Origin of the sequence: Larkinella bovis (assembly GCF_042655385.1) — a bacterium.
Classification (GTDB): Bacteria; Bacteroidota; Bacteroidia; order Cytophagales; family Spirosomataceae; genus Larkinella; species Larkinella bovis.
Map to the genome: position 1 here is coordinate 47,439 of NZ_JBHSMA010000003.1, position 15,196 is coordinate 62,634.

At 54.2% G+C, this 15,196-nt stretch carries 14 protein-coding genes and 1 tRNA gene; 8 read left to right on the plus strand and 7 right to left on the minus strand.

Annotated features, from left to right (window positions below; translation table 11 throughout):
• Nucleotides 1-5: 5 nt before the first annotated feature.
• Nucleotides 6-1,463, plus strand: coding sequence for an ATP-binding protein (locus ACFPMF_RS11430; RefSeq protein ID WP_379844696.1), 1,458 nt, complete (start codon nucleotides 6-8; stop codon nucleotides 1,461-1,463).
• Nucleotides 1,463-2,146, plus strand: a complete 684-nt coding sequence (locus tag ACFPMF_RS11435; protein WP_379845871.1) for a response regulator transcription factor — start codon at nucleotides 1,463-1,465, stop codon at nucleotides 2,144-2,146. Before ACFPMF_RS11430 ends, ACFPMF_RS11435 begins: the two co-directional genes overlap by 1 nt.
• Nucleotides 2,147-2,438: 292 nt before the next feature.
• Here ACFPMF_RS11435 and ACFPMF_RS11440 read toward each other — a convergent pair whose 3' ends face one another.
• Together ACFPMF_RS11440 and ACFPMF_RS11445 are read right to left on the minus strand one after the other, a co-directional pair.
• A complete protein-coding gene (locus tag ACFPMF_RS11440; RefSeq protein ID WP_379844699.1) occupies nucleotides 2,439-3,734 on the minus strand; it encodes an amidohydrolase family protein in 1,296 nt (431 codons plus the stop codon).
• Nucleotides 3,735-3,797: 63 nt separating this feature from the next.
• A complete protein-coding gene (locus tag ACFPMF_RS11445; protein ID WP_379844701.1) occupies nucleotides 3,798-4,694 on the minus strand; it encodes a cation diffusion facilitator family transporter in 897 nt (298 codons plus the stop codon).
• A 158-nt stretch (nucleotides 4,695-4,852) separates the two neighbouring features.
• On the opposite strand from ACFPMF_RS11445, the gene msrB reads away from it, so the two are divergent.
• A complete protein-coding gene (msrB, locus tag ACFPMF_RS11450) occupies nucleotides 4,853-5,383 on the plus strand; it encodes a peptide-methionine (R)-S-oxide reductase MsrB (RefSeq protein WP_379844704.1) in 531 nt (176 codons plus the stop codon).
• A 244-nt stretch (nucleotides 5,384-5,627) separates the two neighbouring features.
• On the opposite strand, the gene ACFPMF_RS11455 is transcribed toward msrB, so the two are convergent.
• Nucleotides 5,628-5,698 (minus strand) — tRNA-Gln (locus ACFPMF_RS11455).
• 133 nt (nucleotides 5,699-5,831) lie between these two features.
• Entirely contained in the window at nucleotides 5,832-6,746 is a 915-nt protein-coding gene (fabD, locus tag ACFPMF_RS11460; protein WP_379844706.1) for an ACP S-malonyltransferase, read from the minus strand.
• A gap of 414 nt (nucleotides 6,747-7,160) precedes the next feature.
• Between fabD and ACFPMF_RS11465 the strand changes: the two genes are divergently transcribed.
• The 5 genes from ACFPMF_RS11465 (at nucleotide 7,161) to ACFPMF_RS11485 (ending at nucleotide 11,929) form a co-directional block, all read left to right on the plus strand.
• Entirely contained in the window at nucleotides 7,161-7,895 is a 735-nt protein-coding gene (locus ACFPMF_RS11465) for a succinate dehydrogenase cytochrome b subunit (protein ID WP_379844709.1), read from the plus strand.
• Nucleotides 7,896-7,970: 75 nt separating this feature from the next.
• The gene (locus tag ACFPMF_RS11470; RefSeq protein WP_379845874.1) at nucleotides 7,971-9,908 is read left to right on the plus strand and encodes a fumarate reductase/succinate dehydrogenase flavoprotein subunit; all 1,938 of its coding nucleotides are present in this window, start codon (nucleotides 7,971-7,973) and stop codon (nucleotides 9,906-9,908) included.
• 61 nt (nucleotides 9,909-9,969) lie between these two features.
• Nucleotides 9,970-10,722, plus strand: coding sequence for a succinate dehydrogenase/fumarate reductase iron-sulfur subunit (locus ACFPMF_RS11475; protein ID WP_379844712.1), 753 nt, complete (start codon nucleotides 9,970-9,972; stop codon nucleotides 10,720-10,722).
• A gap of 175 nt (nucleotides 10,723-10,897) precedes the next feature.
• On the plus strand, nucleotides 10,898-11,158 hold the full coding sequence (locus ACFPMF_RS11480; protein ID WP_379844715.1) for a GlsB/YeaQ/YmgE family stress response membrane protein: 261 nt from the start codon (nucleotides 10,898-10,900) through the stop codon (nucleotides 11,156-11,158).
• A 102-nt stretch (nucleotides 11,159-11,260) separates the two neighbouring features.
• Nucleotides 11,261-11,929, plus strand: coding sequence for a TetR/AcrR family transcriptional regulator (locus tag ACFPMF_RS11485; protein ID WP_379844718.1), 669 nt, complete (start codon nucleotides 11,261-11,263; stop codon nucleotides 11,927-11,929).
• 71 nt (nucleotides 11,930-12,000) lie between these two features.
• Here the strand turns inward: ACFPMF_RS11485 and ACFPMF_RS11490 are convergent, their stop codons facing one another.
• The 3 genes from ACFPMF_RS11490 to ACFPMF_RS11500 form a co-directional block, all read right to left on the minus strand.
• Nucleotides 12,001-13,116, minus strand: coding sequence for a hypothetical protein (locus ACFPMF_RS11490; protein ID WP_379844721.1), 1,116 nt, complete (start codon nucleotides 13,114-13,116; stop codon nucleotides 12,001-12,003).
• Nucleotides 13,116-13,757, minus strand: coding sequence for an ABC transporter ATP-binding protein (locus tag ACFPMF_RS11495; RefSeq protein ID WP_379844724.1), 642 nt, complete (start codon nucleotides 13,755-13,757; stop codon nucleotides 13,116-13,118). The genes ACFPMF_RS11490 and ACFPMF_RS11495 overlap by 1 nt, the downstream gene beginning before the upstream one ends.
• 86 nt (nucleotides 13,758-13,843) lie before the next feature.
• Nucleotides 13,844-15,193: a vanadium-dependent haloperoxidase gene (locus ACFPMF_RS11500; RefSeq protein ID WP_379844726.1), complete on the minus strand. Its 1,350-nt coding sequence runs from the start codon at nucleotides 15,191-15,193 to the stop codon at nucleotides 13,844-13,846.
• Nucleotides 15,194-15,196 lie beyond the last annotated feature (3 nt).

The window sequence follows — 15,196 nt, forward strand, 5'->3', positions numbered from 1 at the left end:
AACGAATGAATCAACTCGATCAGCAGGTTGCCCGTCGGCTAACCCGGTTTTATGTGCTGGCGCTCACGGTCATCGCCATCCTGTCAATTAGCGGCCTGCTGTTCATCCGGCGGATGCTGAGCGACCATGATGACGATAGTCGGGTGGTGAACGTAGCCGGCCGGCAACGAATGCTGAGCCAGCGGCTGACCAAACTGGCCGTGCTGCAAACGACCGGGTTGACCACAACGGATACGGCTTCGTTTACGGCCCTGCTCACCACCTGGAGCCAGAGCCAGAATCAGCTCCGGAACGGGGTCCTGCGGATGGAAAAGGAGTATGCGGTTCGGAAAAGCCGCCAGCTCGACACCATGTTCAGCCAGCTGGAGCCGGTTTTCCAGTCGATGTACCAGAGCCTGGTTCGAATCAGCGACACCCGGGCGAGGCCGGAGGAGAAAAAAGCCGCTTTGCAGACGGTTTTGCGGGCCGAACCGCAGTTTCTGGAACAGATGAACGCCATTGTGTTTCGGTTCGATCAGGAAAGTTTTGAACGGGTTCGGTTGCTCGAGCAGATCGAATGGGTGCTGACGGTGGCAACGCTGCTGACGCTGCTGATTGAAGGGTTGCTGATTTTCCGGCCGGTGGTTACCCATACCAAAGACGTGATTCGGAAACTGACCGAGTCGGACGAAGCGTTGCGGAAAGCCAACGAAAACCTGGCCGTTGCCAATACGGAGCTGGAAAATACCAACCGGCAACTGGTCATCACGCAGCGCGAACTGCTGTGGGCCAGTGAGGAAAAATACCGGCTCCAGATGGTCGAGGAAACCGTGCGGTCGGCGGCTTTGCTCGAAGGGCAGGAAGAAGAACGGCGCCGGTTTGCGCGCGAACTCCACGACGGGATCGGCCAGATGCTGACCGGTTTGAAGCTGCGTGCCGAACGGCTGAAGGTAATCCCATTTCCTGAACCGAAACACCGGCAACAGTTTGACGAATTGTGTGACCTGATTTACGACGTCATTCAGACCACCCGCCAGACTTCGCATAACCTGATGCCATCCGTCCTGAGTGATTTTGGTCTGGGGGCCGCGTTGCAGTTTTTAGCCGAGCAAACCGCCCGGGCGTCGGGTATTGATGTCGCATTTGAGGGGAGTACGGGCGAAAAGCGCCTGAGTCCGGCGGTGGAAATCGGGCTCTACCGCATTGCGCAGGAAGCGTTGAACAATGCCGTCAAACACGCTGAGGCCCGGAAAATCCGGATCAGCTGGCAGAACGAAGACGCGAAAATTACGTTATCGGTGGAAGACGACGGAAAAGGTTTTCAGCCGAAAATCGGGCTAAAGGAACGACAAATTCCGGTCATCAAAGGGCTGGAGAATATGCGCACCCGGGCCCGTTTGCTGAACGGCGAATTCACCATTCTGTCGAAACCGAAAAAAGGGACGAAGGTAATCGTCCATGTACCAGACACGAATCACGCATGATGCCGATACGAATTCTTGTAGCCGACGACCACTCGGTGGTCCGAAAAGGCATCCGGTTATTGCTGGAAGATGAAACGGATATCGAAATTGTCGGGGAAGCACCCGACGGCGACGACGCCATCGATCTGATTCCGGTGGTGCAGCCGGATGTGCTGTTTCTGGACATCACCATGCCCCGCATGTCGGGCATCGAGGCCCTGCAAATCATTACGCAGCAATATCCGAAAATCCGGATTCTGATGTTCAGCATGCACAACAACAAGGATTACATCCTGAAAGCGGTGCAGTATGGCGCGGCCGGTTATTTACAAAAAGACACCGACCGCGAAGAAATCCTGCGGGCCGTTCGGGCCGTGGTTAGTGGCGAATTATATTATCCGCCGAGCGCATCGTCGGTCATCATCCGGCATCTGGTGCAGCCGACTGCGTCGTTCAAAAAAGAAGAGGTCGAGTACACACCCCGGAAAAAGTCCTCGATCTGGAACAAGGTCAGCTCGCGGGAAGCCCAGATTCTGACCTGCCTGACTGAAGGCATGAACACGCAGGAAATTGCCAAACGCTTCGATATCAGCACCAATACCGTGGCTAACCAGCGCGCCAGTATTCTGAAGAAAGTTGGCGTGAAAAATACCGTCGATCTCATCCGACTGGCGTTGGAAGAAAAAGCCGGCGGTTTCAAATAACGGTTTTTCCTGATTTGCAGCCCGGACGAACTAACCAACCGGTCCGGTTTTCGACACCTGATCGGGTTACGTGGGCACTCGTTTACGGTAGAGGAGTGGCACAAGAAATAGCCCGGTTTTTGACGACCGGGCTAACGCCTGATTATTATCTCCTGTCAGGCTTTGTGATCCGTCTATCCATGGACCGGAGCCTTACCCTGCGCGGCAGCACCGGCATCACGAAAGCCCGGGCAGGAGGGCAGGCGAGTGGTTACACTGACGGAGTTAATTGCAGTTGTCGATTTCGAACCGTTTACTTTTTCAGGGAGTGGTAAACAACGTGTCCGTTTCGCATTACCCATTCTACTTGCGGCAGGGATTGCGGAAAGGCGGTTTCCAGATCACCCCGGAAAGCCGCCAGGTTGGCCTGCATTCCGGGCTTAAGGATACCGACGCGCTGGGAAATGCCCAGTGCTTTGGCTGCGTTGTAGGTGGCAAAACGAAGGACGTCGGACGCGGGGAGCCCGGCTTCATAGTACGATAAAATGACATCGACAGCGCCTTCTCCGCGCCCGATGCCGTTGATATCAAAATAATAATCGGAGCCAGCTACAATCGGGACGCCCTTTTGGACGGCCCGGTTCAGACGGTCGTGAAAGCTTTTCAGGGCGGTGGTCGTGTATTCTTCAGCTTCTTTGCCCTGCATGCCGATTCCGGCCACCATAATCCCAGCTTTCTGCCGGGAAACGTCCGTCGGAACCAGGTATACGCCTTTCTGCGCCATCAGCGTCAGCGTGCTGTCCGATAAGGAATAACCGTGTTCAATGCCATCGACGCCGGCCAAAACCGCATCCCGGGCCGATTCATCGTAGGTCGCATGCGCCGTTACCGGAATGCGGTTTTCGTGGGCGGTGGTCACAATCGACCGGATTTCGTCCGGGGCCAGCACGCGGTTATCAGTGTTCATGCACACTTTGATCACGTTCACCCCGTGCTGGAGGTGTTCCAGCACGGCCGCCCGGGCGTCGGCTGGGCCCCGTATGACCCGGTATTCCTGCTGGATCACGAAACTGTCGGCCGGAAAGAGTTTGCCAAACTGCCCGCCCGGCGGACTCAGGATCGGACCCGAAACCACCATTTCGGGTCCCAGGGACGGGTTCGTGGCCAGCTTTTTCTGCAACTGGCTGTCGAGGTATTGCCCCGAGTTCCCCAGATCGCGCACCGTCGTCAGGCCCGCTTCGAGGTTACTCCTGGCAAAGCGTAGTCCCTGCCGCAGCCGCTCCTCCGCCGGAATCTTGGACGCATCTTCCAGGCCGGTTTTGGTCTGTTTCTGGTTAATGAGCAGGTGGGTATGGGCATCGATCAAACCGGGTGTGACCGTATGCTGGCGGAGATCAACGACCGTAGCGCCTTTAGGCATCCGCAGTTTCGGCCCCACGGCCTGAACCAGACCGTTCTGGATGAGGATGTCCTGGTTGACGAAAAACCGCTGCTGTTCGCTGTCGTACAATTTTCCCGCCCGGATCAGGAACGTCTTGGAAGAAAGCGTTTGAGCCATTCCGGACAGGGTCAGGCAAATGAAGAGTAGGCTGGTAAAAATAACAGGCATTGCTGATGACGTTGGAACCCGAAAAGTAACCCTAAATTTTTAGTTTCTCAGCAGAGATGGGCTTTAAAACGCTCGGGCGGGTTCGATATGAATCAATATGTCATAAATAGCCGGTTTCTGCTCCATGATGGCTTCTTTGACCGCGTGGGCAATATCGTGTCCCTGCCAGACGGACAATTCGCCCGGCACTTCGAGGTGTAAATCCACAAAATATTCAAAACCGGTTTTCCGCACCAGACACTTTTCCACCCGTTTCACCTGCGGGATCGTCAAGGCAATGGCTTCCAGTTCGGCTTTCCAGTCGCCGGCGGGCGATTCGTCCATCAACTCCCCGAACGATGGCCGAAAAATATGGTAGGCATTGAAAACAATAAAGCCCGACGCCAGTAGGGCCGCCCAGTCGTCGGCGCTTTCGTAGCCCGGTCCGCCGATCAGCGCAATGCTAATCCCCACAAAAGCCGTCAGGGAGGTGATCGCGTCGCTGCGGTGGTGCCAGGCATCGGCTTTAATAGCATTGCTATCGGTTTCGGCCCCCACCTGCGCGATGCGTCGGAACAGCACTTCTTTCACCAGCACCACACCCGCCAGCACCACCAGCGTAAAGGGGGCCGGGACTTCGTGCGGAGCCTGAATATTCTGAATGCTTTCGACGGCAATCAGGATGGCCGCGCCCAGCAGGGCTACCGACACTAAAATGGCCGCCAGCGGTTCGGCTTTGCCGTGGCCGTAGGGATGATTCTGATCCGGTTTTCGGGCAGCCACCCGCAGTCCGAGCCACACAAAGGTGGAGGTAATGATATCCGTGCCGGATTCGATGGCGTCGGCAATCAGCGCGTAGGAATTGCCCAGCCACCCCGCCGTTCCTTTGACCAGCAATAAAACGAGGTTGACGAGGATGCCGATCAGCGTCGTTTTCTGGCCCCGTTTGGCTTGATGCGGTTTTAGGGATTGTTCCATCATAAAAAAGCGAAGGACCGTTTGCCTGTTTCTAGTTAAAACCGTTGTTTTAGCCAGATAGTTACCCGGGTGTTTATTCAACTGCGTCCGCCCGGCCGGTGCAAAGCCAATCAACTTTCGCGCCTGACGCACTTATATATTCCGATTGTTGTTCTACGCCCATGAAAGTATTCGCTGCTATCCTGCTGGTTCTGGCGGGAATTTATGCCATTTCCTGCTCTGAATCGCCAAAATCGAGCGATGGCCCAGCCGAAAATCCGTATTATTCCCGGACCGATACGACGCGGTTGACGGTTAGCAATTCAGAATGGAAAACGATTCTGCCGCCTGCGTTGTACGCCGTTGCCCGGCAGCAGGCTACTGAGCGCGCTTTTACGGGCAAACACTGGAACAGCGAAACCAAAGGGACGTATTACTGTGCGGTTTGTGGTAACAAGTTGTTTCGATCACAGGCCAAATTTGCCAGCAGTTGCGGCTGGCCGAGCTTTTTCGAACCCAGTCGGCCCCAGAGTGTCTTATACCGACCCGACCACTCGCATGGCATGCACCGGACCGAGGTACTTTGCGCCCGTTGCGACTCCCATCTGGGTCATTTATTCAACGATGGGCCGCCCCCCACTCGGAAGCGGTTTTGCATGAATTCGATTTCGCTCGATTTTGAACCCGACAGTGTTGTCACGGCAGCCCGATAAGGGGCCGGTTATTCGCCAGCTCGTAAATTGACAAGTTCAGCGTGGCGTCATCAGAAAAACATCAGGTGGGCCGAAAACCGGGTCGCCATTTTTCCGTCAGAGCCCAAGCGGTTTCAGCCACGGGACCCCTCGAAACCACGGCCGTTGATTCCGCCATCCGCTACGATGGGCCTCAGAAAGAGCATATTACAAAAGCAAAAAGCCCGCTAACCTTTGACAGTTAACGGGCTAAACGGGTTGTCAGTTGCCGGGGAAGGATTCGAACCCTCACAAACAGAACCAAAATCTGTCGTCCTACCCTTAGACGACCCGGCAATTGCGAGTGCAAAGATAGCGGTTCCCAATTTAAAAAAGCAAGAAGCCGCTCAAAAAAGTTAAGATTTAAGCGTTAAGAATGAAGGGTTATCAAGAAAGCGTCAGCCAACTCTTCATTCTTAACGCTTCACTTTTAATTAATTACGCCCTGTGTTTCGGCGGTCGGAATTATTTTTTTTACCAGGCCCTGAAGCACTTTGCCGGGGCCGCATTCGACAAAAACCGTAGCGCCGTCGGCGCCCATGGCTTCGACCGACTGCGTCCAGCGAACCGGGGCGGTGAGCTGGGCAATGAGGTTGGCCTTGATGGTCGCGACATCCGTAGCCGGTTTGGCGTTCACGTTCTGATAAATCGGGCAGCGTGGCTGGCTGAACGGCGTTGTTTCAATCGCCCGGGCCAGTTCAGCCCGGGCCGGTTCCATCAGGGGGGAGTGAAACGCGCCACCCACCTGCAACGGTAATACCCGCTTGGCACCGGCTTCTTTCAGCTTTTCGCCCGCCAGCCGGACTCCTTCCAGCGAACCGGAAATCACGACTTGGCCCGGGCAGTTGTAGTTGGCCGGAATGACCACTTCCTTAAACTGAGTAGCTGCGGCTACTTCCAGACAGATTCTTTCAATGGTTTCGTCGGGCAACCCCAGCACTGCCGCCATGGTCGACGGGTTGAGTTCGCAGGCTTTCTGCATGGCGCTGGCGCGTTGAGCTACCAGCCGCAACCCGTCTTCGAAGGATAAACCGCCAGCCGCCACCAGGGCAGAAAACTCGCCCAGGGAGTGCCCGGCCACCATCGAAACGTCGAACCGATCCGGCGCAAAGTCCTCAACGGTCTGGGCCAGAATAACGGAATGGAGAAAGATCGCGGGCTGCGTCACGTTCGTTTGTTTCAGCTCCTCGTCGGTGCCCTCAAACATCACCTTTGTGATCTCGAAGCCCAGGATGTGATTGGCCTGTTCGAACAGGTATCTCGCTTTTTCGGACTGCTGATACAATCCTAACCCCATGCCAGTAAACTGCGCACCCTGACCGGGGAAGATATACGCTTTTTTCATAGTCGGACAAAAGTAACAGGCTTCGGGTTATTATTCCAAAAACCGGGCGTTTAACTCCGGAGCGGGCCGGTCAGGCAGCCAAAGATCCGTCTGGTTCGAAAGCGATGGGGCGGGTCGCGGTCGATGTCAGCATCGACCACAGCCTTACACAACGGGCAAACCCCGTCGAAGCGGATAGATAATTCTCCTGTTTACGTCCTCGCTATAATCCTATTCCAATCCCGCATTACGAGAACAAATAATGTGACGGGTATGTTACCCAATCGGTAGAAAGTCCAACCTTTTATTGATTCCAAATAAGCGTAAAAAAACGGGCTTTTTTTGGTTCGAATTGCTTTGTACTGTAGTTTTGACCTCTACGAATCGGTTAATTTTCAAGCCGGTTTACTAAACAAAAATTTCTGATTACGCAATATGTCTTGGGTAACAACAACACTTTCCAGCTCCCTTGGTCGCAAGGTTGTGATGTCGCTGACAGGGCTGTTTTTGTGCACGTTCCTGATTGTCCATTTGGTGGGGAACCTGCAATTGTTCAAAGGCGATGAAGGACAGTCCTTCAATGAGTACAGCTACTTTATGACCCATAACCCGATCATAAAGACAATTTCGTACCTGCTGTATACGTCCATTATTGTCCATGCGGTGATGGCACTGGTTTTAACCCGGCAAAACCAGGCGTCGCGCCCCATCAAGTATGCCTACGCCAAACCGGAAGCCAACAGCCACTGGACCTCACGGAATATGGGCATTCTGGGGACTATCATTCTGATTTTCATTGTGATCCATATGCGGACCTTCTGGTTCACGATGCACTTTGGGCCGATCACGCTGGCAGGGGAGGAAATTCAGGCGGGGTCGATTCCGGAAGTTACCTATGACGGCGAACCGATCAAAAACCTGTATGCCGTAACGACGTTTGCGTTCTCTTACCTCTGGTATGTGATTTTGTATGTGGTGTCGATGGCCGCCCTGTCTTTTCACCTGGTACACGGTTTTCAGAGCGGTTTCCAGTCGCTGGGTCTGCGGCATAAGAAATATTCTCCGCTGATTGAATGGGTCGGAACGTACGGTTTTGGCGTGCTTATTCCCGCGCTATTTGCCGCCATGCCGGTTTACATTTACCTGAAAGTGCACCATATTATTTTTTAATCAGAACAGGGTTTAGCGCGGAGCATCAAACCGCATCTGTCTATGATCGACGTATTAGAAGAGAAAGAAACCGGACTGAAACTGGATTCGAAAGTTCCGGAAGGACCCCTTGCCGAGAAGTGGGCGAAACATAAATTCAACCTGAAGCTGGTCAACCCGGCCAACAAACGGAAATACGAAGTTATCGTTGTCGGAACCGGTCTGGCGGGGGCCTCGGCCGCTGCGGCTTTGGCCGAATTAGGCTATAACGTCAAGGCCTTCTGCTTTCAGGATAGCCCGCGCCGGGCGCACAGTATTGCGGCCCAGGGGGGGATCAATGCTGCCAAAAACTACCAGAACGACGGTGATAGCGTTTTCCGGTTGTTTTACGATACCATTAAAGGCGGTGACTACCGCGCCCGCGAAGGCAATGTGCACCGGCTGGCCGAAGTGAGTGTCAATATCATCGATCAGTGTGTCGCTCAGGGGGTTCCGTTTGCCCGCGAATACGGCGGGGCGCTGGCCAACCGCTCGTTCGGGGGCTCGCAGGTGTCGCGGACGTTCTACGCGCGCGGCCAGACCGGGCAGCAGTTGCTGCTGGGGGCCTACAGCGCATTGAGCCGGCAGGTCGCCAACGGAAAAGTAAAATTGTTTCCGCGTACCGAAATGCTCGATCTGGTGGTCGAAGGCGGAAAGGCCCGCGGAATCATCACCCGGAATCTGGTAACGGGTAAAATCGAAGCGCATTCGGCCCATGCGGTTTTGCTGTGTTCGGGCGGCTACGGCAACGTCTTTTACCTGTCGACCAACGCTATGGGGTCGAACGTAACGGCTGCCTGGCGGGCGCACAAAAAAGGCGCGCTGATGGCCAACCCGTGTTTCACCCAGATTCACCCGACCTGTATTCCGGTGAAAGGGAATTACCAGTCGAAACTGACGCTGATGTCGGAATCGCTGCGGAACGACGGCCGGGTGTGGGTGCCGAAAACGAAGGAAATGGCCGAGAAAGTCCGGAAGGGCGAAATCAAGGCGAAAGATATTAAGGAAGAAGATCGCGATTACTTCCTGGAGCGCCGGTATCCGTCGTTCGGAAACCTGGTGCCGCGCGACGTGGCTTCGCGGAACGCCAAAATGGTGTGCGACGAAGGGCGCGGTGTGGCACCGACGGGCCTGGCGGTTTTCCTCGACTTTGGCGATGCCATCAAGCGCGACGGCCGGAAAGTGATCGAAGCCAAATACGGGAACCTGTTCGAAATGTACGAGAAAATCGTGGACGATGATCCGTACGAAACCCCGATGAAGATTTACCCCGCCGTTCACTATACGATGGGCGGTTTATGGGTCGACTATAACCTGATGACCAACATTCCGGGTCTGTATGCACTGGGTGAAGCCAACTTCTCCGACCACGGCGCCAACCGGCTGGGTGCTTCGGCGCTGATGCAGGGGCTGGCCGACGGGTATTTTGTCATTCCGTATACACTCGGTGATTACCTGGCTTCCATTGGCCCGGCGGATAAACTCCCGGTCACCCATGCCGCTTTCAAGGATGCCGAGAAAACCGTACAGGACACCATCACGAAGCTGCTGTCGATCAAAGGCGAAAAAACCGCCGAGGAATTCCACCGGCAACTGGGCCACATCATGTGGGAATACTGCGGAATGGCCCGAAACGCCGAAGGGCTGGCCAAAGCCAAAGTGATGATTCAGGAACTTCGGAAAGAATTCTGGACCAACCTGCGGGTGATTGGTTCCGATATGGAACTGAATCCGGCGCTGGAACAGGCTTCTAGGGTGGCCGATTTCCTGGAACTGGGCGAACTGATGGTGGATGATGCGCTGAACCGCAACGAATCCTGCGGAGGACACTTCCGGGAAGAGTATTCGACGGAAGACGGTGAGGCCCGGCGCGATGACGAAAATTATACGTACGTCGCTGCCTGGGAATACAAAGGCCCGAATCAGCCGGAAAAACTGCATAAGGAACTGCTGAAGTTTGAAACCGTCAAGTTGACACAGCGGAGTTATAAATAAGGTTTAAAGTTTAACGTTTAAGGTTTAACGTTTCAAGCCTTAGGCTCAGACGCCAAACGAAATGAATCTTACACTGAAAGTCTGGAGACAAAAAAATAGCCAAACACCGGGCCAAATGGTGGAGTACAAAGTGTCGGATATTTCCCCGGATATGTCGTTCCTGGAAATGTTTGACGTGTTGAATGAACAACTTTCGCATAAAGGGGAAGAACCGGTGGCGTTCGATCACGACTGCCGGGAGGGGATCTGCGGCATGTGTTCGATGTACATCAATGGCCGGCCCCACGGTCCGGAAACCGGTACCACAACCTGTCAGCTCCACATGCGGAAGTTTAATGACGGCGATACCGTTGTGGTGGAACCCTGGCGGGCGCGGGCTTTCCCGGTTATCAAAGACCTGATTGTGGATCGTGATGCGTTCGATCGCATTATCCAGGCCGGTGGTTATATTTCCGTAAACACGGGTTCGGCACCGGATGCCAACGATATTCTGATTCCGCGCGAAATTGCCGACGAAGCGATGGATGCGGCCCAGTGCATTGCCTGTGGAGCCTGCGTGGCGGCCTGCAAAAATGCCTCGGCGATGTTGTTTACGGCCGCGAAGGTCTCTCAACTGGCGGTTTTGCCGCAGGGCAAGGCCGAACAGAAAATGCGGGCCGAGCGGATGGTGGCCCAGATGGACGCCGAAGGTTTTGGCGCCTGTTCATTCACGGGGGCCTGCTCGGTGGAATGCCCGAAGGCAATTTCGCTCGATCACATTGCCCGGTTAAACCGCGAATACCTGGGAGCCAAACTGACCTCGAATAACGTATAATCCAGTCGGTGGTCGATAGGAACGCCCGGTTTTCAAAACCGGGCGTTTTTTTATGCCTTTTCCGCGAATTTCAGGACGGTCATGTGACTTTATCACCGGATTTGCGTCACTATTAGGCAATTGGCTCCGGTCATTGCCCTAATTGCTTCGAAACCGTCCATCAACCGCTGTACGTATGGGTATTCTAGTGTCAATTTTCGTCGGTGCTGTCGCCGGATGGCTGGCCGACCTGGTTTTCAAGCGTTTTTCGTTTTCAATCTGGATACAGATTCTGCTGGGGATCGCCGGTGGCTTTGTGGGCAACTGGCTGTTAGGGAATGATTTGCAGCACGTTTTAGGGGTATCGGAACTTCCTGCCCGCATTATTACGGCCTTCCTCGGGGCGCTGGTCATTCTGGGAATTATGGCTCTGGTAAAAAGCCGCCAGAAGGCGTAATCAACTTTTCAGACCCTACTTGAAGATTTTTGTGACTTCTATGTGACTTTTTTCAGGGCCTTGCGTCTGATTAGTGACTAAAAGCTAATAATCTCCCTACCTATGGAAAAGTTAAAACGCAATCGTGTGCAGACCTCCCAGCGGATCATCAATGCACTGGAAGAAGTTATTGCCGAAAAAGGGATCCACGGAATTGGTATCAATCGGATTTCTGAAAAAGCGGGTGTCAGCAAAGTACTGATCTATCGTTATTTTGGCGGTCTGGATGGCCTGCTCATCCATTACATTAAAATGGGTCGCTTATTTCCGTTGGTCAGCCCCGTTACCTTGGAGCAACTACGGCCGGTTCACGAAAACGATCTATCCAAAGTATGGTTCAAACAACTGGTTCATACCTACCGGTTTTTCCGCCAGGTTCCGGCGGCTTTTCAGATTCTGAAAGCCACCGTAACCGAAGATAGCGCCGTGGCTGACGAAGCCAGCAAAGCCTTTGACGAAGAGCTGACCCGGCTTGTCGAACAACTGGCGTACGTAAAAGGGGCTGATTTTCAGGCAGTCTCAGCTATCATGACCGGCGCCATGTCCTACCTGACGTTGCTGGCAAAGAATAACCGTACGGTAGTCGGCATTAATTTATCCACGGAAGAAGGCTGGCAACGGATCGAGGACGCCGTCCGGATCATTTATACCGGATTGAACCACATGGCGGTGCAGTCCGAAAATGTGTCGCTGGAAGTACACCAGCCGGGCGTTTCGTCAACGTACTGGTGAAAACTGCGGACTGAAACCGGGTTAGTATCCTACGCTGGTTACCAATTTCCAGCCTTAACGGAGACACTCTTTTAGTTCGTAGGTACGTCTTCCGTTTCCCAGGTGGAGCGGTAATAATTGCGGAAAAACAGACCGAAGGCTACGATTCCACCGCCAAGCATCAGGCTCCAAACCGGCAATCGGTACATAATCAGTAGGAAATAAGCGATCATGGGCCAGAACAAACGCCCCATGAAACGGTCACGATCGTAGTGCCGGGATAGGAGAAAGGCATACTGGAGGAGCAACAGGCTGAGGCCGAAGAACCAGACGCCAACGGTCGCCCAAACCGCTACATCGGCCGGGCAATTATAAAGAAGCAAAACCGCTTCAGGACTAAGCAAGGTAGCCAGTATCCCGCCATAGGCCAGTACGCGTTTTACGAGCGAAACGGGTAAATTACGCAGCAGAAGTAATTGTGTCGCTTCAAACTGGTACAACTCAAAGATGATGCCTGCGTGAAAAGCTCCTGCCAGCAACATGCCGAGTAACAGTAATCGAATGTCGTAATCGTCGGTCGGGTAGAGAGCCAGTACGCCCATGGTGAGCAAACACGAGCCGGTTTTGGCCAGCAATAGCGTGGCCGGTTGTTCGCGAAACAGGTAGCGGATGAAGAAAAAAACGTACGGCGTAGTGAGCCGCTGCCGGAGCCAGGCGCTCAGATTCCCGCTAAACCGTTCGGGGTTGGGATGCCGCAAAGCGCGTTCGACAAAGGGCAGCGGCATTAGCGTGAGCAAAACAGCCACCAGCGTAACCACGACGTTTGCCGCCAGCGTGCCTTGCTTGCTGCCGACCCATAGCATGAAACCGGCATACGCAATGACCGGCATGAGCAGTTGAAAATGAAGTAGGTAGAGGATTGTCGTGCGCTTAACCGGCGGCACCAGCCGGAACAGTTGCAATAGGTCGGAAGTCTGAAACAGTTGCCAGCTAAACCGGACGACATAAACCGTATAGAGCAGCCAGAGCGTCAGGTAACCGGCCAGGAAAAACCCGTCGTGTACGGCATAGGTGGCCAGGGCAATGTGTTCGTTGGAACTCAGAAACCCAAAACCCAGCATCAAAACCACGATGAATAGCCCCGTATTTTGCAGGTAAAATTGCCGAACTACCAGCTTTTCCGGTAAGGTCCACAAGGCCGTCATCATTAAACCGGTTGTGGGAAGGGCTCCAGCGTTTGATGTTGCACTATCCAGGCCGAATCGATCGGGAGTTCGGTCGGGTCGACATCCTGATGCGTTGACAGCAGAAAACTCACCCCCTCCTGGCGTTGCTGCCGGATGCGGTCGATGACGACGTTGGTCGTTGCGTGATCGAGTGTAATCAGGGGTTCGTCGAGCAGGATCAGCTGCGGTTTTCCCAGAAACGCCAGCACAAGCGAGGTCTTTTTGAGCATTCCGCTCGAATAGGTGCCGACCGGCGTTTTAATGAACTCCCGGATACCGAATACGTCAATGAGTTCGTCAACCTGCTGGGCGGGGGCCTGTTTGGTCGTACCGACCCAGCGAATCAATTCCCAGGCCGTCAGAAAGGCCGGATAACGGGGTTCGGCTTCGCCATAATTAACCCGGAGCCGGTATTCGACAGGATGCGTTTTAAGGTCATACCGACTATTCAAAACCAACTGGCCATCAAACGGCAGTAAACCGGCTACGGAGCGAAAAAAGGTGGTTTTGCCCGAACCGTTCCGGCCTTTGATCCAATGAATGCCCGTCGGAAATTGCAATTCGGGGATAGCCAGCACCAGCCGGTTTTGGTACGCTTTACGGAAATTTCGGACGGTCAGCATAGAGGATCAGGCAGTGATGGCACGGAGGAGCGATGCAACTTATGACGGAATCCGGTCAATTCGTTGGGGTGGCCGGTTCTCCCTGCTCATTGGTTGGCGGTCAGCTGCTTCCGGGTCAGCCTTTCAACGACGAGTTCACCCACTTTCCGGCCCTGAATGGTGCCGGTTTCATTGGCATCCCGAAAATGGATTCCACCGTATAATCGGCTGTTGGCGACTTCCAGAGCGGCATCCCGAAAGGACTTGAATGAACGGACCCCGTGACCATACGGATGTTCGGTAGAATCGGTAAAGGCAACGCTATCGCCATAGAGAATCGTCAATACTTCAGCCGCTGCCGCCGAAATCACGCTATGACCGCTGGTGTATTCGGGGAAAGGGGGTGTTTGCAGAAAGGGGGTCCATTTCGGGTCGATGTATTTGTTAATAACGGTTTCGGGCCGAACCCGGTTACTGCGGTATTTTTCGTCCCAGCAGCTGATAAAACCGTCCGACAACGCGAAAGAGGTTAGGGCGTAAGCCTGTACACTTTTGGCAAAATCTGCTTTTTGCTGCCGGGCAATCGTAGCCGCAATGGCCAGCCAGTGACCGCCGGGCGTCATTTTTTTGGAAGCGTACGAAACGTGACCCGCCACGTTCATTACGAAGGCGTTATCATCCCAGAAAAACGCAATTTTGCGCTGCTCTTCCGTCTGGTGAATGCCCAGTTGGTAGACCTCATCGACCAGTTTGTAGAATGGACTGCCTTTGGTCATGTCGAAAGGAACCGGTTTGGGGGGAGCAAATTGCGAGCAGGTGTCCATCACCCAGCACCGGATTTGCATCCATTTGGGCTCGGCGGCTTCCATATACGCCGGGGGCGTGGGCACCCAGGTCCCTTCGGCATTCGTTACCGTATGTTTGAAACCGCGCGTTTGCTTGTAATGGTCCTTTCCGGCAAATTCCATGATGTGCTTGCCAACCGCTTCGCCGTAGGCCATTGAGCGCTCGATCACCTCCTCAGGAATGCCAATCGTCCGGTATTCTTCGTAAAACTTCTTTTCAAAACTGTCGAACATATCGCCCGAAAACGTCAGGTTTCGGCCTACAGTCAGAAAGGCCCGGGTACTGGCAAGTGGGAAACAATACTCCTGGCCGGGTTCGGGTTTTGGCGGGGCTGTAAAATTCCGAAGTTTTCCCGCCAACGATTCGTATTCCGGCTGGCCCGGGAGCATCGCTTCGTAGCCGGCCAGGTTGGCATACCCGTAAATCCGGCTGGCTACCGGGGGGGAGAAAATATCGTGAATGATCACATCGGTCAATTGCTTGACACACTGGTGGTAACGCTCGGGCTCAGCCGCTTTGGCGTTGTATTCTTCGGGGGTGGCTTTGGGCTGGCAGCTGGCAAAAATCCAGAAACCGCCTAGCACCATAACCCATGCGATTGGATTCTTCATGAG

Excerpts from the sequence above, each read along its gene's own strand:
- msrB (WP_379844704.1), top strand. The coding sequence starts at position 4,853 with ATGAAAGTATTCGCTGCTATCCTGCTGGTTCTGGCGGGAATTTATGCC.
- ACFPMF_RS11480 (WP_379844715.1), top strand. The coding sequence starts at position 10,898 with ATGGGTATTCTAGTGTCAATTTTCGTCGGTGCTGTCGCCGGATGGCTG.
- ACFPMF_RS11430 (WP_379844696.1), top strand. The coding sequence starts at position 6 with ATGAATCAACTCGATCAGCAGGTTGCCCGTCGGCTAACCCGGTTTTAT.
- ACFPMF_RS11445 (WP_379844701.1), bottom strand. The coding sequence starts at position 4,694 with ATGATGGAACAATCCCTAAAACCGCATCAAGCCAAACGGGGCCAGAAA.
- ACFPMF_RS11495 (WP_379844724.1), bottom strand. The coding sequence starts at position 13,757 with ATGCTGACCGTCCGAAATTTCCGTAAAGCGTACCAAAACCGGCTGGTG.
- ACFPMF_RS11440 (WP_379844699.1), bottom strand. The coding sequence starts at position 3,734 with ATGCCTGTTATTTTTACCAGCCTACTCTTCATTTGCCTGACCCTGTCC.
- ACFPMF_RS11475 (WP_379844712.1), top strand. The coding sequence starts at position 9,970 with ATGAATCTTACACTGAAAGTCTGGAGACAAAAAAATAGCCAAACACCG.
- ACFPMF_RS11500 (WP_379844726.1), bottom strand. The coding sequence starts at position 15,193 with ATGAAGAATCCAATCGCATGGGTTATGGTGCTAGGCGGTTTCTGGATT.
- ACFPMF_RS11435 (WP_379845871.1), top strand. The coding sequence starts at position 1,463 with ATGCCGATACGAATTCTTGTAGCCGACGACCACTCGGTGGTCCGAAAA.
- ACFPMF_RS11465 (WP_379844709.1), top strand. The coding sequence starts at position 7,161 with ATGTCTTGGGTAACAACAACACTTTCCAGCTCCCTTGGTCGCAAGGTT.
- ACFPMF_RS11490 (WP_379844721.1), bottom strand. The coding sequence starts at position 13,116 with ATGATGACGGCCTTGTGGACCTTACCGGAAAAGCTGGTAGTTCGGCAA.
- ACFPMF_RS11485 (WP_379844718.1), top strand. The coding sequence starts at position 11,261 with ATGGAAAAGTTAAAACGCAATCGTGTGCAGACCTCCCAGCGGATCATC.
- fabD (WP_379844706.1), bottom strand. The coding sequence starts at position 6,746 with ATGAAAAAAGCGTATATCTTCCCCGGTCAGGGTGCGCAGTTTACTGGC.